Genomic DNA, 24377 nt, shown 5'->3' on the forward strand with positions numbered 1-24377 from the left:
TGCGGGCCCGGCCGCCCGGAGGTGTCCGGTGCTCGCCGCCGCGGACCTCGCCTGGGGAGCCAGGTCGCGGGACGGACGGGGTCGGCGCCCCCATCGGCCCGCCCGTCCCGCGACCGGGCTCTCAGGCGGGCACGACGACACCCGGCTGCCGCACGGCCGCCAGCGCGTGGGCCAGCTCGTCGGTCAGCCCCAGGTGCGACACCGGGTCCGCGAGGCCGGCCACCTCGCGCTCGAGCTCGCGCACCAGCGGGATGACGCGCTCGCCGAAGGCCTGCACCTCCTCGCGCACGTGCAGGAACCCCAGCAGCAGCAGGTCCACGCCGATCAGCTTGTAGGCGAGCACGCGCCGGGCCACCTGCTCCGGGGTGCCGACGAGCCCGGTGCGGAAGCCGTCGTTGTACTGCACCAGGTCCTTGAAGTCGCTGTCGGCCCACATCCCCTTGCCGTCACCGGTCGACCGGCCGGCCTGCCGCACGGCATCGCGGAAGCCCTCGACCTTGGCCACGTCGGCGTGGGAGACGATGTCCTCGACCACCTGCCGCGCCTCGGCCTCGGTGTCGCGCACCACCGCGAAGCCGTTCAGGCCGAACCGGATCCTGCGGCCGTTGTCGGCCGCGTACCCGCCGACCTCCGACACCTGCTCGGACACCTGCTCGAACCCGCCGCCGTTCATGAAGTACCAGTCGCTCACCCGGCCGGCCATGTGGCGGGCGTCGGTCGAGTTGCCGCCCTGGAACACCTCGGGCAGCACGTCCGGTCGGGGCCGGAAGGTCAGGTCCCGGGTCCGGAAGTAGTCGCCCCGGTACGTGAAGTCGTCGGTGGTCCACGCCCCGCGCAGCACGTCGATGAACTCCTCCGACTGCCGGTAGCGCTCGCCGTGCTCCAGCCAGGTCGCGCCCAGGCTCAGCGCCTCGCCCTTGAACCAGCCGGACACCACGTTCAGCGCCAACCGGCCCCCGGTCAGCTCCTGCGCCGTGGCGGCCCACTTGGCCAGCACCGTCGGCTGCCAGAAGTAGGGGTGCACGGCGGCGATGACCTTGAGCCGCTCGGTGGCCAGCAGCAGGGCGAGCGAGAACGACGTCGACTCGTGCTGGGAGTCGGCGCCGTACGACGCGCCGTAGCGGACCTGGGTCAGGGCGTAGTCGAACCCCGCCGCCTCGGCCGCCCGGGCCGTGTCGACGTTGTAGGCGGGGGAGTGGTCGGTCCGCTGCGGCAGCGTGGACACGACCAGGCCGCCGGACACGTTCGGCACCCAGTAGGCGAACCGCAGCGGCTCGGTGGCGTCGGTCGGGGTGGACGTGCTCATGCGACGGCTCCTGCGAGGTGGGCGGCCGGGGCCGCGGTGCGGGTGTAGGTCCGGTCGTGGTGGACCAGGGGGGACGGGACGGCGGTGCCGTGGCCGTGGTCCAGGACGTCGTGCACCTCGCCCAGCACGAGCAGGGAGTCGCCCGCGTCGACGAGGCGCAGCACGGCACCGGACACCCGGGTGACGACGCCGTGCACCTGCGGCAGGCCGTCGTGCGCCCAGGACCAGGTGGTCGGGTCGGCGAAGCGGCGGGACGCGTCGGCCGCGAAACGCCGGGCCACGTCCTCCTGGTCGTGGGACAGCAGGTGGACGGCGTAGTGCCCCGAGCGCAGCAGCGTGGCCAGGCTGGAGGAGGTGCGGGACACGTTGAACGACAGCAGCGGCGGCGAGATCGACACCGAGGCGACGGACACGGCGGTGAACCCGACGGGTGAACCCTCGTGCGCGGAGGTCACGACCCAGACGCTGGAGGCGTCGAGGCGGAACGCGCGCCGGAGGTCCACCGCAGGTCCACCCCGGAGGGGGGTGGTGGTCACGGGAGGCTCCTTCGTCCCGGGCCTGGTGGCGCCGGGGTTCGTGCGGTCGGGGGTCAGGTCCTGGTGCGTCGTGACGTCAGGACGGACAGACCGCGGAGCAGGTGCGGGACAGGTCCACGGCGCGTCGCCGGACCAGAGGGGTGCTGCACATCAGGTGTTCCTCCATCGGTCCTGGCGGAAGCACCCGCACCCGTTGCCGGGGGGTTGCTGCGACGTCTACGAGCCAGGTCTCTCGGTCGCTCTGGATGGTTGCAGCAAGACCGTGACAGACCGGACGTCGTCGTGTCCAGACCCTGGCGGTTCTGTCTCGCCCCATGGGACGCGGACCACCCGGAAGGGTGCCGGACGGCTCAGCGGCCCTCGTGCCACCGCAGCGCGGCCACGGCCTCGTCCAGGAAGTCGTCCACCTCGTCCTGGTCGTAGCCCTTGCTCCGGCTGGCGCCGAACCGTGTGGTGACGACGGCGGTGCAGGTGGTCCTGCGACCGCCCGCCGTTCTCGCCGGCCGCCAGGGCGGTGACGAGCACGGCCATGAAGGCGTCGACCTCGGCCCGGACGTAGCCCTCGCGGTACCGCACCTCGTCGAAGCGCCGCGACGAGGCGTCCGTGCTGGTCAAGATCACTCGCGGCGCGGTCCCGACGGAGGGCGTCTGTCCGCCCGGCGGCACCTGTCGCAGGGTGGTCACGACCTCGTCCAGGAAGTCGTCCACCTCGTCCTGGTCGTAGCCGGCCCGGAACTTCGTGGGCGAGAACCGCACCTGCACGACCGTGTCCGCGTCGACGGGGTCGGAGCCGGCGGGACCGGCTTCGAGGGTGCGGGCGACACGCTCCAGGAACGCGTCGACCTCGTCGGCGACGTAGCCCTCCCGCCACCTCGTCCGGGTGAAGGTCCGCGCGCGGACCGAGGCTGCTGTGGTGGCCACGGTGCATCCTCTCGTCTGCGTGGGCGGGCAGCAGGGTCGTCGACGAGTAGCGGTGCGCCCCTCACCCTGACGGCTCAGCCGCCGAGGGCGTCCCGCATCGGCACGAACTTGGCCGTCGACTCCGCCAGCTCGGCGGCCGGGTCGGAGCCCTCGACGATGCCGCAGCCGGCGAACAGCCGGATCTCGCGGGCGTCGTCGCTCAGCTGCCCGCAGCGCAGCGCGATGCCCCACTCGCCGTCGCCCGCCGCGTCCAGCCAGCCCACCGGCCCGGCGTAGCGGCCGCGGTCCATGCCCTCCAGGTCGGCGATGAGGGCCGCCGCGGCCCGGGTCGGGGTGCCGCACACGGCGGCCGAGGGGTGCAGCGCGGCCGCCAGGTGCAGGCTGGACACGTCGTCGCGCAGCACCCCGGTCACGTCGGTGGCCAGGTGCATGACGTTGGCCAGGTGCAGCACGAACGGCGCCTCGGGGACGTTGGTGCCGGCGCAGAACGGGCTGAGCGCCTCCACCACGCTGCGCACGGCGTACTCGTGCTCGCCCAGGTCCTTGCTGGAGCGGGCCAGCGACGCGGCCAGGGCCAGGTCGTGCGCGTCGTCACCGGTCCGTCGGATGGTGCCGGCCAGCACCCGCGAGGCGACCAGGCGCATCTGGGTGCGCACTAGCATCTCCGGCGTCGCCCCGACCATGCCGTCCACGCTGAACGTCCAGGTCGAGGGGTAGCTGTCGGCCAGGCGCAGCAGCAGGGCGCGGGGGTCCAGCGGGGTCCCGGTCCGGGCCAGCAGGTCGCGGGCCAGGACGACCTTGGCCACCTCCCCGGCGTCGATGCGCCGCACGGCCGCCTCGACCAGGGCCTCCCACGCCGCGCTGCTCACCGCGCCGTCGGCGAAGGCGACCGGGCGCGGGGCGGGCGGGGCGGTCGCGGCGGGCGGAGGGCCGGCCACGGGACCGGGGATGACGCCGTCGGTCGCTCCGTCGGTGAGCGTGGTCCGGGTCAGCCACCAGCGACCGTCGCGGTGCCCGACGACCGTGGCCGGCACCACCAGGCGGCTCGCGGTGGGGGAGCCGTCGGCGAAGGCGAACGACCCGAACGCCACCGGCCCGGTGCCGCGCAGGCCGACCTCGTCGCGGACCACCGCCCCGGACAGCAGCCGCTGCCAGCGCCGTTCCGCGCTGGCGAACCGGCCCGGCCCGCGGGTGCTCACCCGGGCGGCCTCGCCCCAGCCCACCAGGCCCTCGCCGCGGCGCACCCACGACAGCGGGGTCTCGCCGGGCGGCAGCAGCTGCAGCAGCGGGCCGGGGTCGTCGATCTCGACGGTGCGGGACACCAGCCGGACGCCGGGACGCGCGGCCGGCTCGGCGGGGTCTGCCATCGTGCTGGACATCGTGATCACAGGGTAGGTCGCCACCGGCCGTGCCCGCGCCCCGGGCGCCGTGGGACGATCTGGCCGTGCCCGACACCCCGGTCCGCGCCCAGCTGGACAAGCGTCCCGACGAGGTCTCCTCGATGTTCGACGGGGTCGCCGAGCGCTACGACCTGACCAACACCGTGCTGTCGATGGGCTCGGACCGGCGCTGGCGGCGCATGGTGATGCGGGACCTGGACGCCCGGCACGGCGAGAAGGTCCTCGACCTGGCCGCCGGGACCGGCACCTCGACCGAGCCGTTCGCCGACGCGGGCGTGCGGGCGGTGGCCTGCGACTTCTCGCTCGGCATGCTCCAGGTGGGGCGGCGGCGCCGTCCCGACATGTCGTTCCTGGCCGGCGACGCGACCCGGCTGCCCTTCGCGGACGCCTCGTTCGACGCGGCCACCATCTCCTTCGGGCTGCGCAACGTCGTCGACCCGGACGCCGGCCTGGCCGAGATGCTGCGCGTGGTGCGCCCCGGGGGACGGCTCGTGGTCTGCGAGTTCAGCCACCCGACCTGGGCGCCGTTCCGGGCCGTCTACGACCGCTACCTGCTCGGCGTCCTGCCCGCGGTCGCCCGTGTGGCCTCGTCCAACCCGGACGCCTACGACTACCTGGCCGAGTCCATCCAGGCCTGGCCGGACCAGCAGGCGCTCGCCGAGCGGATCCGGGCCGTCGGCTGGAGCCAGGTCACCTGGCGCGACGCCAGCGCCGGCATCGTCGCCCTTCACCGCGCCGTCCGTCCCGCCTGAGCGTCCGACCCGTCCGGCGGGGCCGCCGCGGGCGTCGTACCCTTGTGAACACGTGCACAAGTCCGGTGCGCATGTCCCTGGAGGTCCCCTGGTGAGCACCCAGACCGAACTGCCCCCGACCGCTCTCGACGACGTCCCCGCCGAGGCCGACGTGGTCGTCGTCGGAGCCGGTCCCGCCGGGGCGACCGCAGCGGCCTACCTGGCCCGCGCCGGGCTGGACGTGGTGCTGCTGGAGAAGACCGCCTTCCCCCGCGAGAAGGTGTGCGGCGACGGCCTGACCCCGCGCGGCGTGAAGGAGCTGGTCGCCCTCGGTGTGCCCCACCGCGAGGACGACGGCTGGATCCGCAACAAGGGGCTGCGCATCATCGGCGGCGGTCAGCGGCTGCAGCTGGACTGGCCCGAGCTGACGGGCGTGCCCAGCTACGGCCTGGTCCGCCCTCGCGCCGACCTGGACGAGGTGCTGGCCCGCACGGCGCAGCGCGACGGCGCGCACCTGTTCGAGCAGACCTCGGTCACCGGCCCGGTCCTGGACGCCTCCGGCCGCATCACGGGCGTCACCTGGGCCCGGCACGACGCCAAGGGGCGCAAGACCGGCCTCACCGGCACCGTCAAGGCCAAGCTGGTGGTCGCCGCGGACGGCAACTCCAGCCGGCTCAGCCTGGCCATGGGGCTGATCAAGCGTGACGACCGCCCGCTGGGTGTCGCGGTGCGGACCTACTTCGAGTCCCCACGCACCCACGACGACTACCTGGAGTCGTGGCTCGAGCTGTGGGACGGCCCGCCCGGTCAGTCCACGCTGCTGCCCGGCTACGGCTGGGTGTTCGGCGTCGGCGACGGCACCAGCAACGTCGGCCTCGGGATCCTCAGCAGCTCCAGCGCGTTCGGCAAGGTCGACTACAAGGAGCTGCTGCAGCGCTGGGTGGCGACCATGCCGGCCGACTGGGGCTTCACGCCCGAGAACCAGACCATGGCCATCAAGGGCGCGGCCCTGCCGATGGGCTTCAACCGCACGCCGCACTACACCAAGGGCCTGCTGCTGGTCGGCGACGCGGGCGGGATGGTCAACCCGTTCAACGGCGAGGGCATCGCCTACGCCATGGCCAGCTCGCGCATCGCCGCCACGGTCGTCGCCCAGGCCATGGCGATGCCGGAGCACGCCCGCGAGCGGGCGCTGCAGTCCTACCCCAAGGCGGTCGAGGCCGAGATGGGCGCCTACTACGCCCTCGGCCGGGTGTTCGTGAAGGTCATCGGCAACCCCTGGGTGATGGCGACGGCGACCCGCTACGGCCTGCCGCGCCCGCTGCTCATGCAGTTCGTGCTCAAGCTGCTCGCCAACCTCTACGAGGACAAGGGCGGGGACCCCGTCGACAAGGTCATCCAGCAGATGGAGCGCCTGTCGCCCGTGGCGTCGCGGCTCGCATGAGCGCCGGCCGGGTCATCGCCGGTCACGGTTGCATTTCGTCAGCCTTCGATGACCTAAACGTGCTGGTGGGGGCCGGGGCCCCAGGTCCCGGGCCCTGGTCGGACGCCCCCTAGGATGACGCCGACCGTGCACGCGCGAGACGGCCGCGACCCAGGCGCGACCCGACGAGGAGACCTCACGTGAGCCCCTATCTGCCGCTGGTGATCATGCTGGCGATCGGCGCCGGCTTCGCCGCCTTCTCGATCGTCGCCACCTCGCTGACCGGTCCGGCGCGCTACAACCGCGCCAAGCTCGAGGCCTACGAGTGCGGGATCCAGCCGACGCCCCAGGCGGCCGGAGGCGGGCGCGTGCCGATCAAGTTCTACCTGATCGCCATGCTGTTCATCGTCTTCGACATCGAGACCGTCTTCCTCATCCCGTGGGCCGTCGCCTTCAACCAGCTGGGGCTGTTCGCCCTGGTCCAGGTCCTGCTGTTCGTCGGGGCCATCCTCGTCGCGTACGCCTACGTCTGGCGGCGCGGCGGGCTCGAGTGGGACTGACGCCGCACCGGCGTCGACCTCCCGCACCAGCACACACCGGCACCACACGCACCACCGACAGGAGCACAGCATGGGTATCGAGGAGAAGCTCCCCGCCGGGATCCTCCTGGGACAGGTGGAACAGCTCGTCGGCCTGGTCCGCAAGGCGTCCGTCTGGCCGGCCACGTTCGGGCTGGCCTGCTGCGCCATCGAGATGATGGCCGTCGGCGGTCCCAAGTACGACATCGCCCGCTTCGGCATGGAGCGCTTCTCGGCCAGCCCCCGCCAGGCCGACCTGATGATCGTCGCGGGCCGGGTGAGCCAGAAGATGGCCCCGGTCGTGCGCCAGGTGTACGACCAGATGCCCAACCCCAAGTGGGTCATCGCCATGGGCGTCTGCGCCAGCTCCGGCGGCATGTTCAACAACTACGCGATCGTCCAGGGCGTCGACCACATCGTGCCGGTCGACGTGTACCTGCCGGGCTGCCCGCCGCGGCCGGAGATGCTGCTGGACGCCATCCTCAAGCTCCACGAGCAGATCAAGGGCGAGAAGCTCGGCCCCCACAAGCGGGCCGCCGAGGTCGAGGCCGAGGAGAAGGCCCTCGCCGCCACCCCCACGATCCAGATGAAGGGCCTGCTGCGGTGAGCGACGCCAAGGAGCCCGCGGGCGGTCAGGACCCCAAGGACCAGGCCCCCGTCGACGAGCCGGCGCCCTCGGGCGACCGGGACCCCGGCACCACCGCCCCGGGGGTGGCCGGCGCCGAGGACAAGGGCATCGACCCCTCGACCAAGGTCTCGACCGACCCCACCGTCGAGGACGCCACCGAGGCGGCCGAGGAGCCGGGCACCGACGCCGCGGCCACCCGGACCACCGCGGCCGGCCTCGAGCCGCACGGCGCGCCGTCGTCGGCCACGCGCGTCACCACCCGCACCGGGTTCTTCGGGGTGTCCGGACCCGGTGACACGTCCGGCTACTCCGGCCTGGTCGAGACCTCCACCGTCTCGGTCGCCACCGCCCGTCCCTACGGCTCGTACTTCGACGAGGTCGCCGACCTGCTGGGCGAGAGCCTGGCCGAGGTGGGGCTCGGCTTCGACAGCCCGGCCGGGGCGATCGAGAAGGTCGTCGTCGAGCACGGCGAGATGACGCTGCACGTGCGCCGCGAGCACGTCGTGGAGGTCTGCCGCCGGCTGCGCGACGAGCCGGACCTGCGCTTCGAGCTCAGCCTGGGCGTGTCCGGGGTGCACTACCCGGAGGACACCGGGCGCGAGCTGCACGCGGTCTACCACCTGAAGTCGATCACCCACACCCGTCGCGTCCGCCTCGAGGTGTCGGTGCCCGACTCCGACCCGCACATCCCCTCGACCACGGCGGTCTACCCGACGCACGACTGGCACGAGCGCGAGACCTGGGACTTCTTCGGCATCCAGTTCGACGGCCACCCGGCCCTGACCCGGATCCACATGCCCGACGACTGGCCGGGCCACCCGCAGCGCAAGGACTACCCCCTGGGCGGCATCCCGGTCGAGTACAAGGGCGCCACCGTCCCGGCGCCGGACGAGCGGAGGCAGTACACGTGAGCAGCGACACGAGCACCCCGACCAGCAGCAACGGCAGCAGCACGCCCGACGCCTACGGCGCCACCGACCACGACGTCCTCGAGGGCTCCGTCGTCACCGTCGGTGGCGGGGACTGGGACGACGTCGTCGACACCGCGCGCCTCGGCGAGGAGCGCATCGTCGTCAACATGGGCCCGCAGCACCCGTCCACGCACGGCGTGCTCCGGCTCATCCTCGAGGTCGAGGGCGAGACGGTCACCGAGGCCCGCGCCGGCATCGGCTACCTGCACACCGGCATCGAGAAGAACATGGAGGTGCGCTCCTGGACCCAGGGCGTCACCTTCTGCACGCGGATGGACTACCTGTCCCCGATCTTCAACGAGACCGCCTACTGCCTGGGCATCGAGAAGATGCTCGGCATCACCGAGCAGGTCCCGGAGCGGGCCAGCGTGCTGCGCGTGCTCACCATGGAGCTCAACCGGATCGGCAGCCACGCCGTGGCCCTGGCCACCGGCGGCATGGAGCTGGGCTCCACGACGATGATGACCGACGGGTTCCGGGAGCGGGACAAGGCGCTGGAGATCCTCGAGGAGATCACCGGCCTGCGGATGAACCACGCCTTCGTCCGCCCCGGCGGCGTCGCGCAGGACATCCCGCCCGGCGCGCTGGACTCCATCCGCGAGTTCATCCCCAGCATCCGCCGCGGCATCCGCGACCTGGAGAACCTCAGCGCGCAGAACCCGACCCTCAAGCAGCGTCTGGTCGGCACCGGCTACCTCAACCTGGCCGGCTGCCTCGCCCTGGGCATCACGGGCCCCGTGCTCCGCTCGACGGGCCTGCCCAACGACCTGCGCAAGGACGAGCCGTACTGCGGCTACGAGGACTACGACTTCGAGGTCATCACCCGCACCGACGCCGACAACTACTCCCGGCTGCGGATCCGCATCGACGAGATGTACGAGTCGGTCCGGATCATCGAGCAGTGCATGGAGAAGCTCCAGGTGCTCGGCAACGGCGACGTCATGATCGACGACCCCAAGATCAAGTGGCCCTCGCAGCTGGCGCTGGGCGGGGACGGTCTGGGCAACTCCCTCGACCACATCCGAAAGATCATGGGCACCTCGATGGAGGCCCTGATCCACCACTTCAAGCTCGTCACCGAGGGCTTCCGGGTCCCGGCCGGGCAGGTCTACACCGCCGTGGAGTCCCCGCGCGGCGAGCTGGGGGCCCACCTGGTCTCCGACGGCGGCACCAAGCCGTACCGGGCGCACTTCCGCGACCCGTCGTTCACCAACCTGCAGGGCGTGTCCGTGATGTGCGAAGGCGCCCAGGTCGCCGACGTCGTCGCCTCGGTCGCCGCCCTCGACCCCGTCATGGGAGGCGTCGACCGCTGATGGCCTACACCGCCGAGACCCTGGAGCAGCTGCGCACCGACGCGGCCCAGATCGTCGCCCGCTACCCGCAGGAGCGTTCCGCGCTGCTGCCGCTGCTGCACCTGGTGCAGTCGGTGGACGGCTTCGTCAGCCCCGACGGCATCGCGTTCTGCGCCCAGACGCTGGGGCTGTCCAACGCCGAGGTGTCGGCGGTGGCGACGTTCTACACGCAGTACAAGCGCCACCCCAACGGCCGGTACACCGTGGGCGTCTGCACCAACACGCTGTGCGCGGTCATGGGCGGCGACGAGATCTTCGCCGCCGTCAGCGACCACCTGGGCGTCGGGCACGACGAGACCACCGAGGACGGTGCCGTCACGCTGGAGCGGGTCGAGTGCAACGCGGCCTGCGACTACGCACCCGTGGTGATGGTCAACTGGGAGTTCTTCGACAACCAGACGCCGCGCTCGACCTGCGGCCTGGTCGACCGGCTCCGCGCCGGCGAGAAGGTCCGCCCCACCCGGGGCGCCGACGAGGTCGTCGAGTTCAAGCCGATGTCCCGCGTGCTGGCCGGCTTCGGCGACGGCCGGGCCGACGAGGGCCCCGGTGCGGGCGAGGCGTCGCTGGTCGGGCTGCGCCTGGCCAAGGAGAAGGGCTGGCGCGCCCCGCCGGTCGAGTTCACCAACCCGTCCGACGGCGACAGCAGGAGCAAGTGATGGTCGACACCCTGACCCCCGTGCTCTCGGCGTTCTGGGACGCCCGGCAGAGCTGGACCCTGGCCACGTACGAGGCGCACGACGGCTACAAGGCGCTGCGCAAGGCGCTCATCACCCCGCCGGGCGAGCTCGTCGACGCCGTCAAGGCCTCCGGGCTGCGCGGTCGGGGCGGCGCGGGCTTCCCGACCGGGCTCAAGTGGAGCTTCCTGCCCCCGGACGACGGCCTGCCCCGCTACCTGGTCGTCAACGCCGACGAGTCCGAGCCAGGCACGTGCAAGGACACCCCGCTCATGATGGCCAACCCCCACGTGCTGGTGGAGGGCGTCATCATCTCCAGCTTCGCCATCGGCGCGAAGAAGGCCTTCATCTACCTGCGCGGCGAGGAGCTGCACGTCTACCGCCGGCTGCTCAAGGCCGTCGAGGACGCCCGGGCCGCCGGCTACATCGGCACCGACGTGCTCGGCTCGGGCTACGACCTGGACGTCGTCGTCCACGCCGGGGCCGGCGCGTACATCTGCGGTGAGGAGACCGCGCTGCTGGACTCCCTGGAGGGCCGGCGCGGGCAGCCCCGGCTCAAGCCGCCGTTCCCCGCCGTGGCCGGCCTGTACGCCCGCCCCACCGTGGTCAACAACGTCGAGTCCATCGCCAGCGTCCCCTCGATCGTGCTCAACGGCGCGAGCTGGTTCGCGGGCATGGGCACCGAGAAGTCGTCCGGCTACGGCCTGTTCTCGGTGTCGGGGCACGTCAAGCGCCCCGGGCAGTACGAGGCCCCGCTCGGCATCACCATGCGGCGCCTGATCGAGCTCGCGGGCGGCATGCGCTCCGAGGACCACCCGATCAAGTTCTGGACGCCGGGCGGGTCCTCCACGCCCATCTTCACCGACGAGCACCTCGACGTGCCGCTCGACTTCGAGTCGACCATGGCCGCGGGCTCCATGCTCGGCACCCGGGCGCTGCAGGTCTTCGACGACACCACCTCGGTGGTGCGGGCCGTGCTGCGCTGGACCGAGTTCTACGCCCACGAGTCCTGCGGCAAGTGCACCCCCTGCCGCGAGGGCACGTACTGGATGGTGCAGATCCTGCGCCGCATCGAGGCGGGCAAGGGCACCACCGAGGACATCGACACCCTGCTCGACACCTGCGACAACATCCTGGGGCGCTCGTTCTGCGCCCTGGGCGACGGTGCGACCAGCCCGATCACCAGCGCGGTCAAGTACTTCCGCTCGGAGTTCGAGGCCGGCGCGACCACACCGGCGTGGGAGCTGTTCCCCTACCGCGCGGCGACGGTGTTCACCGACGACCAGCGAGTCCACACGAGCGAACCGGCAGGTATGGCATGAGTCTGTCCACCGGCCACGAGAAGACCGGCAACCCGGTCGAGGCCGCCGACCCCGTCGACCAGGTCACGCTGACCATCGACGGCATCGAGGTCGAGGCGCCCAAGGGCAGCCTGCTGATCCGGGTGGCCGAGGAGCTGGGCATCGCGATCCCGCGCTTCTGCGACCACCCCCTGCTGGAGCCGGCCGGTGCCTGCCGGCAGTGCCTGGTCGAGGTGTCGATGCCCGACCGCGAGGGCAACGTCCGCAAGATGCCCAAGCCGCAGGCCAGCTGCACCATGACGGTCGCGCCGGGCATGGTCGTGGAGACCCAGCAGACCTCGGCCGTGGCCGACAAGGCGCAGCACGGGATCATGGAGCTGCTGCTGGTCAACCACCCGCTGGACTGCCCGATCTGCGACAAGGGCGGCGAGTGCCCGCTGCAGAACCAGGCCATGAGCAACGGCCGGGGCGAGTCGCGCTTCGTCGACGTCAAGCGGACGTTCCCCAAGCCCATCAAGATCTCCACCCAGGTCCTGCTCGACCGCGAGCGCTGCATCCTCTGCCAGCGCTGCACCCGGTTCAGCAAGGAGATCGCGGGCGACACGTTCATCGACCTGCAGAAGCGCGGCGCCAAGCAGCAGATCGGCACCTTCGACACCGGTGTCCTCGGCTTCGCCGGCGCGCCCCTGACCGAGGGCGCGGCCGAGCTCGACGAGGCCGGCGCGCCGTTCGCGTCGTACTTCTCGGGCAACACCATCCAGATCTGCCCCGTCGGCGCCCTGACCGGTGCGGCGTACCGGTTCCGCGCGCGGCCCTTCGACCTGGTGTCCTCCCAGACCGTCTGCGAGCACTGCAGCTCCGGCTGCGCCGTGCGCGCCGACCACCGCCGCGGCGTCGTGCTGCGTCGCCTGGCCGGCGAGGACCCCGTGGTCAACGAGGAGTGGAACTGCGACAAGGGCCGCTGGGCGTTCACGTACGCGACGCTGCCCGACCGCGTCCAGGTCCCGATGGTTCGTGACGAGGAGACCGGCGAGCTGGTCGAGACGTCGTGGCCGGACGCCCTCGACGTCGCCGCGCGTGGCCTGGCCGCGGCCCGCGACGGGGCCGGCGTCGGCACGTTGGTCGGCGGTCGGGTCGGCGTCGAGGACGCCTACGCCTACGCCAAGTTCGCCCGCGTGGTGCTGCGCAGCAACGACGTGGACATGCGCGCCCGGCCCGGCTCCGCCGAGGAGGAGGCCTTCCTGGCCTCCCGGGTCGCCGGCACCGGCATCGGCGTCACCTACGCCGACCTCGAGAAGGCCCGCGCCGTCGTGCTGGTCGGCTTCGAGGCCGAGGAGGAGTCGCCGATCCTGTTCCTGCGGCTGCGCAAGGCCGTGCGCCGGGGCGGGCTGACGGTCACCTCCGTCGCGCCGCTGGCCAGCCGCGGTCTGACCAAGCTCGCCGGTCTGCACGTGCCGACCGCGCCGGGTGGCGAGGCGCAGGTGCTCACCGAGGCCGCCCGCGCCACCGCGGCCGACCCCGTCGCCACCGCCTGCCGCACCGAGGGGGCCGTCCTGCTCGTCGGGGAGCGGCTCGCGAGCGTGCCCGGCGCGCTGTCCGCCGCCGCCGCGCTGGCCGAGGCCACCGGGGCCCGGCTGGCCTGGGTGCCGCGCCGGGCGGGGGAGCGCGGGGCCGTCGAGGCCGGCGCGCTGCCCAACGTCCTGCCCGGTGGTCGTCCGCTGGGCAGCAAGGCCGCCGCGGTCGACGTGGCCGCCGCCTGGGGCGTCGACCGCCTGCCCACGGGCAAGGGCCGCGACACCGCCGCCATCCTGGCCAACGCCACCAAGAAGAACGCCGGCCTGCTGGTGGCCGGGGTCGACGTGGACGACCTGCCGGACCCCGCGGCCGCCCGGGCGGCCCTGGCCGCCGCGTCGTTCGTGGTCAGCCTCGAGGTCCGCCGCAGCGCGGTCACCGAGCACGCGGACGTCGTGCTCCCGGTGGCCCCCGTGGCCGAGAAGACCGGCTCGTTCATGGACTGGGAGGGCCGGCTGCGGCCCTTCGAGTCGGTGCTGTCGACCGACGCGCTCAGCGACCACGGCGTGCTCGACGAGCTCGCCCGGGCCATGGGGGTCGACCTCGGTGCCGCCAAGGCCCTGCAGCTGCGCGACGAGCTGGCGCAGATCGGCGCCTGGGACGACGCCCGGGCGACCGCGCCCGCCGTCGCCCCCGCCGAGCCCGCCCGGCCCGGTCCGGGTCAGGCCGTGCTCGCCACCTGGCACCTGCTGCTGGACGCGGGCCGGGGCCAGGACGGCGAGGCCTACCTGGCCGGCACGGCCCACCGGGCTCACGCCCGGCTCTCCACCGCCACCGCCGGCGACCTCGGCCTCGCCGGGTCCGCCGCGGTCCAGGTGGTCGGTCGCGCCGGTGCCGTGGTCGTCCCGCTCGTGCTCGACGACTCCGTGGTCCACGGCGTGGTCTGGCTGCCCACCCGCTCGCGCGGCTCCGAGGTGCGCCGGCAGTTGGGAGCCGGGGCCGGTGACCTGGTAGGAATTGGTCCCGCACCCGACCAGCTCGTGACAGGAGACCAGGCGTGAGCTACGTCGCCGGGCCCATCTCGGCCCTGCCTGCGCTCGGCGGTCTCGAGGGACCGGCGCAGGACTTCAGCAACGACACCTGGCTCGTGGCCCTGATCAAGGCCGTCGTCGTCTTCGCGTTCCTGGTCGTCAACGTCCTCGTGGCGATCTGGGCCGAGCGGCGCATCCTCGGTCGGATGCAGCAGCGTCCCGGCCCCAACCGCCACGGTCCGTTCGGCCTGCTCCAGAGCCTGGCGGACGGCGTCAAGCTCGCCCTCAAGGAGGACATCGTCCCCGAGGGCGCGGACAAGCTGATCTACGTCCTGGCCCCGGCAATCTCGGTCGCGCCGGCGTTCCTGGCCTTCGCGGTCATCCCGCTCGGCCCGGAGGTCACGCTGTTCGGCCGCACGACGCCGCTGCAGGTCACCGACGTGCCCGTCTCGGTGCTGTTCGTGCTGGCCGCGGCCAGCGTCGGGGTCTACGGCCTGGTGCTCGCGGGCTGGTCCTCGGGCTCGACCTACCCGCTGCTGGGCGGGCTGCGCTCGACCGCCCAGGTCATCAGCTACGAGCTCATCATGGGCCTGGCCCTGGTCGGCGTGTTCATCTACACCGGGTCGATGTCGACCTCGCGCATCGTCGAGGCGCAGACCGACCTGTGGCTGTTCATCCCGCTGCTGCCCAGCTTCCTGCTGTTCCTCGTGGCCATCGTCGGTGAGACCAACCGGGCGCCGTTCGACCTGCCCGAGGGCGAGGGCGAGCTGGTCGGCGGGTTCCACACCGAGTACTCCTCGCTGAAGTTCGCGCTGTTCTTCCTCGCCGAGTACGTGGCCATGTTCACCGTCTCCGCCCTCGCGGTCACCCTGTTCCTCGGCGGCTGGATGGCGCCGTGGCCGCTGGCCCCGTTCACCGTCACCATCCCCTTCGTCGACACGTTCACGCTGCCCTACCTGGGCGAGGGCTGGTTCGGTGCCGAGGTCTGGTTCAACACCGGCTTCTGGCCCGTGCTGTGGTTCACCGCCAAGATGTGGCTGATCGTCTTCGGCTTCTTCTGGCTGCGCGGTGCGCTGCCCCGGCTGCGCTACGACCAGTTCATGAACCTGGGCTGGAAGGTCCTCATCGAGGCCGCGTTCGCCTGGGTGATCTTCCTGGGCGTCGTGCGGGGCCTGATCCAGTACGAGGTGCTCAGCCAGCAGCAGGTCTACATCCTGGTCGCGGCCGTCGGCCTGCCGCTGGTGGTCGTCGTCTGGTACCTGGGCGGCAAGGTCGTCGCGGACGACGACGACGCACCCGGCGAGGTCGACCCGTTCGCGGACGGCTTCCCCGTGCCGCCGCTGCCCGGCGAGACCATCACCCGCTCGCGCGGCACGCTCGGCGGGACGGCCACCCCGGCCCGCCGCGAGCCCGTGGCCGTCGCGGCGTCGCCGGCGGAGCCCGCCGGCACCGAGGCGCCCCCCGCCACCACCCCCGACAAGGAGGCTCCGCGTGGCTGACGCCCCGGACCGCACTGACTCCCACGGCTGGTTGTCCGAGCTGCTGGCCCCGGTCGCCGGCTTCGGCGTCACCTTCTCCACCATGTTCACCAAGGTGCTGAGCGAGGAGTACCCCGAGGGCCCCAAGGGCAAGGGCCCGCGCCCGACCCAGCCCCGGTACCACGGCCGGCACCAGCTCAACCGCTGGGCGGACGGGCTGGAGAAGTGCATCGGCTGCGAGCTGTGCGCGTGGGCCTGCCCGGCCGACGCCATCTACGTCGAGGGCGCGCAGAACACCGACGAGGAGCGCTTCAGCCCCGGTGAGCGGTACGGCCGCGTCTACCAAATCAACTACCTGCGCTGCATCTTCTGCGGGCTGTGCATCGAGGCCTGCCCGACGCGGGCGCTGACCATGACCAACGAGTACGAGCTCGCCGACCACACCCGCGAGGCCACCATCTTCACCAAGGAGCAGCTGCTCGCCCCGCTGCTGGAGGGCTCCCTGCCCGCCCCGCACCCCATGGTCGAGGGCACCACCGAGAAGGACTACTACCGCAACGAGGTCACCGGTCCGACCGACGCCCAGCGCGCCTGGGTCGCCGAGCGGGCGCAGCAGGACCCGTCGCAGGACGGGTCGCCGCAGGCCGAGTCGCCGCAGGCCCGGGCGTGAACGGCGCCACGGTCGCCCTGCTCCCGCTCACGGGGGCCGGCGACGCGGCGGTTCCGGGCACGAGCACCGGCGACGCGGCCGTCTTCTGGGTGCTCGCCCCGATCATGGTGCTGGCCGCCCTCGGGCTGCTGTTCACGCGCAAGGCCGTCTACGCCGCGCTGTCGATGGCCGTGGTCATGGTCAGCCTGGGCGGGGTCTACGTGGCGCTCGAGGCGCCCTTCCTCGGCATGGTGCAGGTGTTCGTCTACACCGGCGCCGTCATGATGCTGTTCCTGTTCGTCCTCATGCTCATCGGCGTCGACTCCTCCGACTCGCTCGTGGAGACCATCCGCGGGCAGCGGCTGGCGGGCGCGCTGGCCGCGGGCGGGTTCCTCGCCTTCGTCCTGGTGGCGCTGGGCCGCACGGCCTGGCCCACCCCGGTCGGACTGACCGCCGTCAACGAGACCGGCAACATCACCGGCATCGCCGAGCGCATCTTCAGCCGGTACGTCTTCGCGTTCGAGATGACCGCCGGGCTGCTGGTCGTGGCCGCCCTGGGCGCCATGGTGCTCGCGCACCGCGAGCGCACGGGGGAGCGCGCCACGCAGCGCAGCATCTCCGAGAACCGGCTGCGCCGCGGCCAGCGGATGACCCCGCTGCCGCCCCCCGGCGTGTTCGCCCGGCACAACGCGGTCGACACCCCGGCGCTGCTGCCCGACGGCACCCCCAGCGAGCTGTCCGTCTCGCGCGTGCTGCAGGCCCGGGGCCAGACCCTCACCACCGGCACGCTGGTGGAGCACGTGCCCGCCATCCAGGCCCACATGGACCCGGACGGCCGCGGCAGCAGCACCGAGGGCTCCCGGCTCGACGGCAAGCCCGGCACGACGCGGCCCACCCGGCCGGAGCCGCACGAGCCCGCCGAGCGCGGCGACCGAGCCGACGAGGAGGGCTGAGCGATGGACCTCATGTACTGGATCTACCTGTCGGTCGTCCTGTTCACCATCGGCGGTGCGACGGTCCTCGTCCGCCGCAACGCGATCATCGTGTTCATGGGCGTGGAGCTGATGCTCAACTCCGCCAACCTCGCCTTCGTGACCTTCGCGCGCATGCACGGCGACCTGGAGGGCCAGACCGTGGCCCTGTTCGTCATGCTCGTCGCCGCCGCCGAGGTCGTCATCGGGCTCGCGATCATCATGGCCATCTTCCGAACCCGCAGGTCCGCGTCGGTCGACGACGCCAACCTGCTGAAGTACTGAGGTGACACCCGTGTCCGTCATCCCGATGTCGGGGCTGCAGGCCGTCCCCGCCACCGGCGTGGAGTCCCTCGCGTGGCTGCTCGTCGCGATCCCCCTGCTCAGCGCCGCGGTGCTGCTGCTCGCCGGCCGCGCCGCCGACCGCTGGGGCCACTGGCTCGGGCTGGCCGCCTCGGCGGCGGCCTTCGTCGTCGGCGCCCTGGTCTTCTTCTCCGTGCTGGGTCACGGGGCCGAGGAGCGCGCCCGCGCCGTCGCCGGGTTCTCCTGGGTGCCGGCCGGCACGTTCCAGGTGGACGCCGGCCTGCTCGTCGACCCGCTGAGCCTGAGCTTCGTCCTGCTCATCACCTTCGTGGGCACGCTGATCCACCTGTACTCCGTGGAGTACATGGCCCACGACGTCGACCGGCGCCGGTTCTTCGCCTACCTCAACCTGTTCATCGCCGCGATGCTGCTGCTGGTGCTGGCCGACAGCTACCTGCTGCTGTACGTCGGCTGGGAGGGCGTCGGTCTGGCCTCGTACCTGCTGATCGGCTTCTGGAACCACCGCATCGAGTACGCCGTCGCGGCCAAGAAGGCCTTCGTCGTCAACCGCGTCGGTGACTTCGGCCTGTCGCTGGCGATCATGGCGATGTTCGTGTCGTTCGGGTCCGTGCAGTTCGACGACGTGCTGTCCGGTGCGGCCGGGGCCAGCGAGACCTGGCTGACCGTCATCGGCCTGCTCCTGCTGCTCGCCGCGTGCGGCAAGTCGGCGCAGTTCCCGCTGCAGTCCTGGCTGGGCGACGCGATGGCCGGCCCGACCCCGGTGTCCGCGCTGATCCACGCCGCGACCATGGTCACCGCCGGCGTATACCTGGTCATCCGCTCCGGCCCGATCTTCGAGGGTGCGCCCGCGGCGACCCTGGCCGTCGCCGTCGTCGGCGCGATCACGCTGCTCTACGGCGCGATCGTCGGCTCGGCCAAGGACGACATCAAGAAGGCCCTGGCCGCCTCGACCATGTCGCAGATCGGCTACATGATGCTCGCGGCGGGGCTCGGCCCGATCGGCTACGTCTTCGCGATCTTCCACCTGCTGACCCACGGCTTCTTCAAGGCCGGGATGTTCCTGGGCGCGGGCTCGGTCATGCACGGCATGAACGACGAGACCGACATGCGCCGCTTCGGCGGGCTGCGGGCCGTGATGATGACGACCTGGATCACGTTCGGGCTCGGCTGGCTGGCCATCATCGGCGTGCCGCCGTTCTCGGGGTTCTTCTCCAAGGACGAGATCATCCACGCCGCCTTCGAGGGCGAGGGGCTGCGGCCCTGGGTGCTCGGGACCGTCACGGTCATCGGCGCCGGGCTGACCGCCTTCTACATGTCGCGGCTGTTCTTCATGACCTTCCACGGCAAGCGGCGCTGGCACGACGGCACCGACGCACCCGCCCCGCACCCGCACGAGTCGCCCTGGCTCATGACCGCGCCGATGATCGTGCTCGCGGTGGGCTCGGCCGCCCTGGGCCCGGTGCTGTACTACACGCACGCGCTGGAGGACTGGCTGGAGCCGGTCTTCACCGCCCCGCCCGAGCTCGAGCCGGTCGTCAACCTCGACCTGGTGACCGCGGTGACGCTGCTCGTCATCGCGGCGGGTGTGGCGACCGCGTTCCTGCAGTACCTGCGCCGCGACGTGCCCGTCGTCGCGCCGCGCGGCAGCGTGCTCACCCGCGCGGCCCGGGCCGACCTGTACCAGGACGACGTCAACGACATCGCCTTCGTCACCACGGGCACGGCCTTCGTGCGCGGCATGGGCGAGCTCGACGACGACGTGCTGGCCCGCGGCGCCGTGGGTGGCATCACGCGCAGCATCCGCAGCGCGGGTGCGGGCCTGTCCCGGCTGCAGACCGGCTTCGTGCGCTCCTACGCCCTGTCCATGTTCGCCGGCGTCGCCCTCGTGGTCGGTGCCCTGCTGATCACGCAGATCTGAGAGGCGAATCGTGTTCCCCTGGCTGACCACAGCCCTCGTGCTCCCCCTGGTGGGCGCCGCCGTCGTCGCGGTGCTGCCCAAGGCCCGCCTGGACGCGGCCAAGCTCGTCGCCCTCGGCTTCGCGCTGGCCACCCTCGTCCTGGTCGTCGTCATGGCGCTGCGCTTCGACGTCACCGACGCCGGCACCTACCAGTTCACCGAGCAGGTCTCCTGGATCCCGCAGCTGGGCGTCACCTACGCCCTGGGCCTGGACGGCATCGCGCTGTCGATGGTCGCGCTGACCGCCGTCCTGGTCCCGGTCTGCCTGCTGGCGTCCTGGCGGGACCTCGGCCCGGCCGCGGGCGGCCGCGTCGACGCCCAGTTCCTCATGCTGGTGCTCGTCCTCGAGGCGCTCGTCATCGGCGTCTTCACGGCACGGGACCTGTTCCTCTTCTACGTGCTGTTCGAGGTCATGCTGCTGCCGATGTACTTCCTGATCGGCCGCTACGGCGGGCCGAAGCGGCGCGAGGCGGCCACGACGTTCCTGCTGTACTCCCTGGCCGGCGGGCTCGTCATGCTCGTGGCGGTCATCGGCGTGTACGTGGCGGGTCCGGGCGGGCCCGACGGCTTCCTGCTGGAGAACCTCGTCGCCCTCGACGGCGTGCCCGGCAGCCGCTGGCTGTTCCTCGGCCTGTTCGTCGCCCTGGCGGTCAAGGCCCCGTTGTGGCCGGTGCACACCTGGCTGCCCGACGCGGCCGCCCAGGCCCCGCCCGGGGCCGCCGTGCTCCTGGTCGGCGTGCTCGACAAGGTCGGCACCTTCGGCATGCTGACCATCCTGCTGCCGATGTTCCCGGAGGCGGCCCGCTGGGCGGCGCCCGTGATCATCATCCTGGCGCTGGTCTCGGTCATCTACGGAGCCCTGGTGGCCCTGGCGCAGACGGACGTGCTGCGCCTGATCGCCTGGACGTCGATCAGCCACTTCGGCTTCATCGTGCTCGGCATCTTCGCCATGACGACCGCCGGCCAGTCCGGCGCGGCGCTCTACCAGGTCAACCACGGCTTCTCCACGGCCGCGCTGTTCCTGGTGGCCGGCATGCTCGCCAGCCGGCGCGGCTCCAGCCTGATCGCCGACTTCGGTGGCGGGCAGAAGGTCATGCCGCTGCTGGCAGGCGCGTTCCTCGTCGCCGGGCTGTCCAGCCTGGCCCTGCCCGGCCTGTCGAGCTTCGTCTCGGAGTTCCTCGTCCTGGTCGGCACCTTCGAGCGCTACCCGTGGGCCGCGGTCATCGCGACGCTCGGCATCATCCTGGCCGCGGTCTACGTGCTGTGGACCTACCAGCGGATGATGACCGGCGAGACCGTGCCCGCCCTGGCCGACCCGCCCGAGGCCAAGCCGCGCAGCCGCGACATGGTCGCGCGGGAGGCGTTCGTCGTCGCCCCGCTGCTGGCCGTCATCATCGCGCTCGGCTTCTACCCCAAGCCCGTGCTCGACATCCTCACGCCCGCCGTCGAGCGCACCATGGAGCAGACCGGCATGACCGACCCCGCCCCGCTGTTCGCCGAAGGGAGTGACGGATGAGCGCCATCGCCTCCTTCGTGCCCGGGGTGCTGCCGGCCGTGCCCCTGACGGGGGCCACCGGTCAGATCGCGCCCCCGGAGATCGACTACCTGGCCACCTCGCCCATGCTCATCGTCGCGGCGGTCGCCGTCGTGTCGGTGGTGCTGGAGGCGGCCCTGCCCCGGGGCACCCGCCGGCTGCCGCAGATCGTCCTGTCGGTCGTCGGCCTGCTCGCCGCGCTGGCGGCCCTGGTGGCGACCTGGAGCGCGGACGACGTCGTCACGGCGTCCGGGTCCATCGCCGTGGACGGGGTCACCCGGTTCCTGCAGGCCACCATCCTGGTCCTGGCCGTCGTCGGGGTCGTCCTCGTCGGGGACAGGGTCGACGACGAGACCGGCTTCGCCCCGCAGGCGTCGGCCGTGCCCGGGTCGGTGGGGGAGGACGCGGCCCGCAAGGCCGGCCTCGAGCAGACCGAGGTCTACCCGCTGCTGCTGTTCGTCGTGCTGGGCATGCTCGTCTTCCCCGCGTCGAACGACCTGCTCACCATGTTCGTCGCGCTCGAGGTGCTGAGCCTGCCGCTGTACCTGCTGTGCGGCTTCGCCCGCCGGCGTCGCCTGCTCAGCCAGGAGGCCGCGGTCAAGTACTTCCTGCTGGGTGCGTTCAGCTCCGCGTTCTTCCTCATGGGGGCCGCGTTCCTGTACGGCTTCGCGGGCTCGATCGCGCTGCCGGACATCGCCGTCGCGGTGCGCTCCACCGTGGGGCAGGACCCGTTGCTGCTGATGGGCTTCGGCCTGCTGGTGGTGGGCCTGCTGTTCAAGGTCGGCTCGGCGCCGTTCCACTCCTGGACCCCCGACGTCTACCAGGGCGCGCCGACGTCGGTGACGGCGTTCATGGCGGCCGCCACCAAGGTCGCCGCCTTCGGCGCCCTGCTGCGGGTGCTGTACGTCGCCTTCCCGGACAACCCGTGGGACTGGCAGCCGGTGCTGTGGGCCGTGGCCATCACCACGATGCTGCTGGGCTCGGTCGTGGCCCTGGTCCAGGACGACATCAAGCGCGTGCTGGCGTACTCCTCGGTGGCTCACGCCGGGTTCATCCTCACCGGCGTGCTGGCCCTGGACACCCGCGGCCTCAGCGGGTCGCTGTTCTACCTGCTGGTCTACGGCATCACGACCATCGGCGTCTTCGCCTCGCTCACCCTGGTGCGTGACGCGGCCGGCGAGGCGACGTCCATCTCGTCGTGGGCGGGTGTCGGGCGCCGGTCGCCCGTCTTCGCCGCCATGTTCTCGGTCTTCCTGCTCGCACTCGCCGGGATCCCGCTGACGAGCGGGTTCGTCGGCAAGGTCGCCGTCTTCGGGGCGGCCATCAGCGGCGGCGCCGAGGTGCTCGCCGTGGTCGGCGTGCTCGCCAGCGCGGTGGCGGTGGTGTTCTACGTGCGCATCATCGTGTCCATGTACTTCTCCGAGCCCGCGGACGACTCCGTCCGGGTGGCGACACCCAGCGCGGCCCTGACCGGGGTGCTGGCCGTCACGGTGGCGGCCACGGTCCTGCTGGGCATCCTTCCCACGCCGCTGCTGGGTCTGGCCGAGACCTCCGCCCTGTTCGCGCTGTGAGCCCCCTGGTGGACGTAGGGCGTCCGTGAGCGGCGGGCCCGACCAGCTGGCCCGCCTGATGTCCTACGGCATCGACGACGAGGCGCTGCTGGAGCGGCTCACGGAGGGCCTGGTCCACGTCGAGCAGGCGGTGGTGGACGCGGTACGCAGCGCGGACCCGCTCGCGGCCGCGTCGGGCAGCCACCTGGTCCGGGCCGGTGGCAAGCGCACCCGGCCGCTGCTGTGTCTGCTGGCCGCGCAGCTGGGGGACCCGACCCCGGCGGTGACCGACGCGGCGGTGGTGGTGGAGCTCACGCACCTGGCCACGCTCTACCACGACGACGTCATCGACTCCGCGACCCAGCGGCGGGGGGTACCCACGGCGCAGGAGGTCTGGGGCAACACCGTCGCCATCCTCACCGGCGACCTCCTCTTCGCCCGGGCGTCGACGATCGGTGCCGGTCTGGGGCCCGAGGCGGTGCGGATCCAGGCGACCACCTTCGAGCGCCTGGTCCTGGGGGAGATGCGGGAGACGGTGGGGCCGCAGGACGGGGAGGACCCCGTCGAGCACTACCTCGGGGTGCTGTCGGACAAGACCGGGTCCCTGATCGCGACCTCCGCCCGCTTCGGAGGGATGTTCTCCGGGGCGGACGAGGCCACGCTCGACGTGCTCGTGCGCTACGGCGAGAAGGTCGGGGTGGCGTTCCAGCTGGCCGACGACGTGCTGGACCTGCTGAGCGACACCACGGACTCAGGCAAGACCCCCGGTACGGACCTGCGGGAGCACGTGCCGACCATGCCGGTGCTGCTGCTGCGCCGGGGGGTGGCCGAGGGGAGCGCCCCGGCCGGCTCGCGGGAGCTGCTGGAGCTGCTGGACGGCGACCTGTCCGACGACGCGGCCCTGGCGCAGGCGGTGACCCGGCTGCGAGCCCACCCGATCACGGAGCAGGCCCGTCAGGTGGCGCAGCAGTGGGCGGACGAGGCCGTGGCGGCCCTGGCGCCGCTGCCGGACGTCCCGGTCACCCGGGCGCTGGCCGCGGTCGCCCAGGCGCTGGCCGACCGGGCCGCCTGAGGGCTCCCGTCGGCGGGTGCTCCACGCTGCCGCCCATCAGCAGGCCTCGCGGTCCTGACCAGGCGATTTGCCCTCCTGAGTTTCCCGGACTAACTTCTCCACTCGTTGCCCCGACGCCCACACGGTCGGCAGGGCGACACGGAACACCGGCCTCCCGGCCACGGACCTACGGGTCCGGCTCGGAGAGGCACCCACAACCGCTCACCCAGGCCCGCGAGGGTCTGTTGCAGCGCGAGTCGGGGGTGGGCCGGGCAGGACAGGCCAGTTTGACCGGCCCGCCCCGCTGATGTACGGTTACGAAGTTGCCCCGGACCGGTTTGAGAAAGCCGAGAAGGTGCGCATCTGCTCTTTGAGAACTCAACAGCGTGCCAAAAATTGATGCCAGATATGTTCGGCCTGGCGTTCCCTTTCGGGGGTTCGTCGGTGTCGATTCGTTATGGTGGCGGCCTCCTGTAGCGGGGGGTCGTTTATGCCGAGA

At 72.3% G+C, this 24377-nt stretch carries 20 protein-coding genes, 2 pseudogenes and 1 riboswitch; of the genes and pseudogenes, 17 read left to right on the forward strand and 5 right to left on the reverse strand.

Translation table 11 applies throughout. The features are described 5' to 3' along the window. Positions 1–121: 121 nt before the first annotated feature. From sfnG to SJY06_RS08440, 5 genes and pseudogenes are all read right to left on the reverse strand, one after another. Positions 122–1306: a dimethylsulfone monooxygenase SfnG gene (sfnG, locus tag SJY06_RS08420; RefSeq protein WP_380166519.1), complete on the reverse strand. Its 1185-nt coding sequence runs from the start codon at positions 1304–1306 to the stop codon at positions 122–124. After that, a complete protein-coding gene (locus SJY06_RS08425; RefSeq protein ID WP_380166521.1) occupies positions 1303–1842 on the reverse strand; it encodes a flavin reductase family protein in 540 nt (179 codons plus the stop codon). The genes sfnG and SJY06_RS08425 overlap by 4 nt, the downstream gene beginning before the upstream one ends. Before the next feature lie 159 nt (positions 1843–2001). Beyond that, positions 2002–2094, reverse strand: a riboswitch (SAM riboswitch). A gap of 98 nt (positions 2095–2192) precedes the next feature. Beyond that, positions 2193–2258 (reverse strand): annotated as a pseudogene (locus SJY06_RS08430) (hypothetical protein); the annotation flags it as partial. Positions 2259–2526: 268 nt separating this feature from the next. Then, positions 2527–2763 (reverse strand): annotated as a pseudogene (locus tag SJY06_RS08435) (DivIVA domain-containing protein); the annotation flags it as partial. Positions 2764–2837: 74 nt separating this feature from the next. Then, a complete protein-coding gene (locus SJY06_RS08440) occupies positions 2838–4142 on the reverse strand; it encodes an isochorismate synthase MenF (RefSeq protein WP_380166523.1) in 1305 nt (434 codons plus the stop codon). 65 nt (positions 4143–4207) lie between these two features. Between SJY06_RS08440 and SJY06_RS08445 the strand changes: the two genes are divergently transcribed. The 17 genes from SJY06_RS08445 (at position 4208) to SJY06_RS08525 (ending at position 23899) form a co-directional block, all read left to right on the forward strand. Beyond that, positions 4208–4915, forward strand: coding sequence for a demethylmenaquinone methyltransferase (locus SJY06_RS08445; RefSeq protein ID WP_380166525.1), 708 nt, complete (start codon positions 4208–4210; stop codon positions 4913–4915). Positions 4916–5006: 91 nt separating this feature from the next. Further along, positions 5007–6338 carry a geranylgeranyl reductase family protein gene (locus SJY06_RS08450; protein ID WP_380166527.1) on the forward strand — a complete coding sequence of 444 codons (1332 nt, stop codon included), beginning with the start codon at positions 5007–5009 and terminating at the stop codon, positions 6336–6338. Between the two features lie 179 nt (positions 6339–6517). Then, positions 6518–6877 (forward strand): NADH-quinone oxidoreductase subunit A, encoded by a 360-nt coding sequence (locus SJY06_RS08455; protein WP_380166529.1) that lies wholly within the window; start codon positions 6518–6520, stop codon positions 6875–6877. A gap of 70 nt (positions 6878–6947) precedes the next feature. Continuing rightward, positions 6948–7502 carry a NuoB/complex I 20 kDa subunit family protein gene (locus tag SJY06_RS08460; RefSeq protein ID WP_380166531.1) on the forward strand — a complete coding sequence of 185 codons (555 nt, stop codon included), beginning with the start codon at positions 6948–6950 and terminating at the stop codon, positions 7500–7502. Next, positions 7499–8434, forward strand: a complete 936-nt coding sequence (locus tag SJY06_RS08465) for an NADH-quinone oxidoreductase subunit C (RefSeq protein ID WP_380166533.1) — start codon at positions 7499–7501, stop codon at positions 8432–8434. The genes SJY06_RS08460 and SJY06_RS08465 overlap by 4 nt, the downstream gene beginning before the upstream one ends. Further along, positions 8431–9807 carry an NADH-quinone oxidoreductase subunit D gene (locus tag SJY06_RS08470; RefSeq protein WP_380166535.1) on the forward strand — a complete coding sequence of 459 codons (1377 nt, stop codon included), beginning with the start codon at positions 8431–8433 and terminating at the stop codon, positions 9805–9807. Before SJY06_RS08465 ends, SJY06_RS08470 begins: the two co-directional genes overlap by 4 nt. Then, positions 9807–10502 (forward strand): NADH-quinone oxidoreductase subunit NuoE, encoded by a 696-nt coding sequence (nuoE, locus tag SJY06_RS08475; protein WP_380166537.1) that lies wholly within the window; start codon positions 9807–9809, stop codon positions 10500–10502. The genes SJY06_RS08470 and nuoE overlap by 1 nt, the downstream gene beginning before the upstream one ends. Next, on the forward strand, positions 10502–11842 hold the full coding sequence (gene nuoF, locus SJY06_RS08480; protein ID WP_380166539.1) for an NADH-quinone oxidoreductase subunit NuoF: 1341 nt from the start codon (positions 10502–10504) through the stop codon (positions 11840–11842). The genes nuoE and nuoF overlap by 1 nt, the downstream gene beginning before the upstream one ends. Further along, the gene (locus SJY06_RS08485) at positions 11839–14394 is read left to right on the forward strand and encodes an NADH-quinone oxidoreductase subunit G (protein ID WP_380166541.1); all 2556 of its coding nucleotides are present in this window, start codon (positions 11839–11841) and stop codon (positions 14392–14394) included. The genes nuoF and SJY06_RS08485 overlap by 4 nt, the downstream gene beginning before the upstream one ends. Beyond that, positions 14391–15863, forward strand: coding sequence for an NADH-quinone oxidoreductase subunit NuoH (gene nuoH / locus SJY06_RS08490; protein ID WP_380166543.1), 1473 nt, complete (start codon positions 14391–14393; stop codon positions 15861–15863). Before SJY06_RS08485 ends, nuoH begins: the two co-directional genes overlap by 4 nt. Continuing rightward, the gene (gene nuoI, locus SJY06_RS08495) at positions 15856–16512 is read left to right on the forward strand and encodes an NADH-quinone oxidoreductase subunit NuoI (protein WP_380166545.1); all 657 of its coding nucleotides are present in this window, start codon (positions 15856–15858) and stop codon (positions 16510–16512) included. The genes nuoH and nuoI overlap by 8 nt, the downstream gene beginning before the upstream one ends. Then, entirely contained in the window at positions 16509–17444 is a 936-nt protein-coding gene (locus SJY06_RS08500) for an NADH-quinone oxidoreductase subunit J (RefSeq protein ID WP_380166547.1), read from the forward strand. The genes nuoI and SJY06_RS08500 overlap by 4 nt, the downstream gene beginning before the upstream one ends. Positions 17445–17447: 3 nt before the next feature. Beyond that, entirely contained in the window at positions 17448–17747 is a 300-nt protein-coding gene (gene nuoK / locus SJY06_RS08505; RefSeq protein WP_380166549.1) for an NADH-quinone oxidoreductase subunit NuoK, read from the forward strand. A 10-nt stretch (positions 17748–17757) separates the two neighbouring features. Next, positions 17758–19704 carry an NADH-quinone oxidoreductase subunit L gene (gene nuoL, locus SJY06_RS08510; RefSeq protein ID WP_380166551.1) on the forward strand — a complete coding sequence of 649 codons (1947 nt, stop codon included), beginning with the start codon at positions 17758–17760 and terminating at the stop codon, positions 19702–19704. Positions 19705–19714: 10 nt separating this feature from the next. Then, complete coding sequence (locus tag SJY06_RS08515; RefSeq protein WP_380166553.1) at positions 19715–21259, forward strand: NADH-quinone oxidoreductase subunit M; 1545 nt, start codon at positions 19715–19717, stop codon at positions 21257–21259. Continuing rightward, complete coding sequence (gene nuoN, locus SJY06_RS08520) at positions 21256–22848, forward strand: NADH-quinone oxidoreductase subunit NuoN (protein WP_380166555.1); 1593 nt, start codon at positions 21256–21258, stop codon at positions 22846–22848. The genes SJY06_RS08515 and nuoN overlap by 4 nt, the downstream gene beginning before the upstream one ends. A gap of 25 nt (positions 22849–22873) precedes the next feature. Beyond that, the gene (locus SJY06_RS08525) at positions 22874–23899 is read left to right on the forward strand and encodes a polyprenyl synthetase family protein (RefSeq protein ID WP_380166557.1); all 1026 of its coding nucleotides are present in this window, start codon (positions 22874–22876) and stop codon (positions 23897–23899) included. Positions 23900–24377 lie beyond the last annotated feature (478 nt).

This window comes from Jannaschia sp. R86511 (genome assembly GCF_042466345.1).
In the GTDB taxonomy this organism is placed as follows: domain Bacteria; phylum Actinomycetota; class Actinomycetes; order Actinomycetales; family JBBAYJ01; genus Aquipuribacter.

What these genes read in the sequence shown, in the direction of transcription:
- sfnG (WP_380166519.1), bottom strand. Translation starts at nt 1,306, where the DNA reads ATGAGCACGTCCACCCCGACCGACGCCACCGAGCCGCTGCGGTTCGCC.
- SJY06_RS08440 (WP_380166523.1), bottom strand. Translation starts at nt 4,142, where the DNA reads ATGTCCAGCACGATGGCAGACCCCGCCGAGCCGGCCGCGCGTCCCGGC.
- SJY06_RS08460 (WP_380166531.1), top strand. Translation starts at nt 6,948, where the DNA reads ATGGGTATCGAGGAGAAGCTCCCCGCCGGGATCCTCCTGGGACAGGTG.
- nuoE (WP_380166537.1), top strand. Translation starts at nt 9,807, where the DNA reads ATGGCCTACACCGCCGAGACCCTGGAGCAGCTGCGCACCGACGCGGCC.
- nuoF (WP_380166539.1), top strand. Translation starts at nt 10,502, where the DNA reads ATGGTCGACACCCTGACCCCCGTGCTCTCGGCGTTCTGGGACGCCCGG.
- SJY06_RS08485 (WP_380166541.1), top strand. Translation starts at nt 11,839, where the DNA reads ATGAGTCTGTCCACCGGCCACGAGAAGACCGGCAACCCGGTCGAGGCC.
- nuoK (WP_380166549.1), top strand. Translation starts at nt 17,448, where the DNA reads ATGGACCTCATGTACTGGATCTACCTGTCGGTCGTCCTGTTCACCATC.
- nuoN (WP_380166555.1), top strand. Translation starts at nt 21,256, where the DNA reads ATGAGCGCCATCGCCTCCTTCGTGCCCGGGGTGCTGCCGGCCGTGCCC.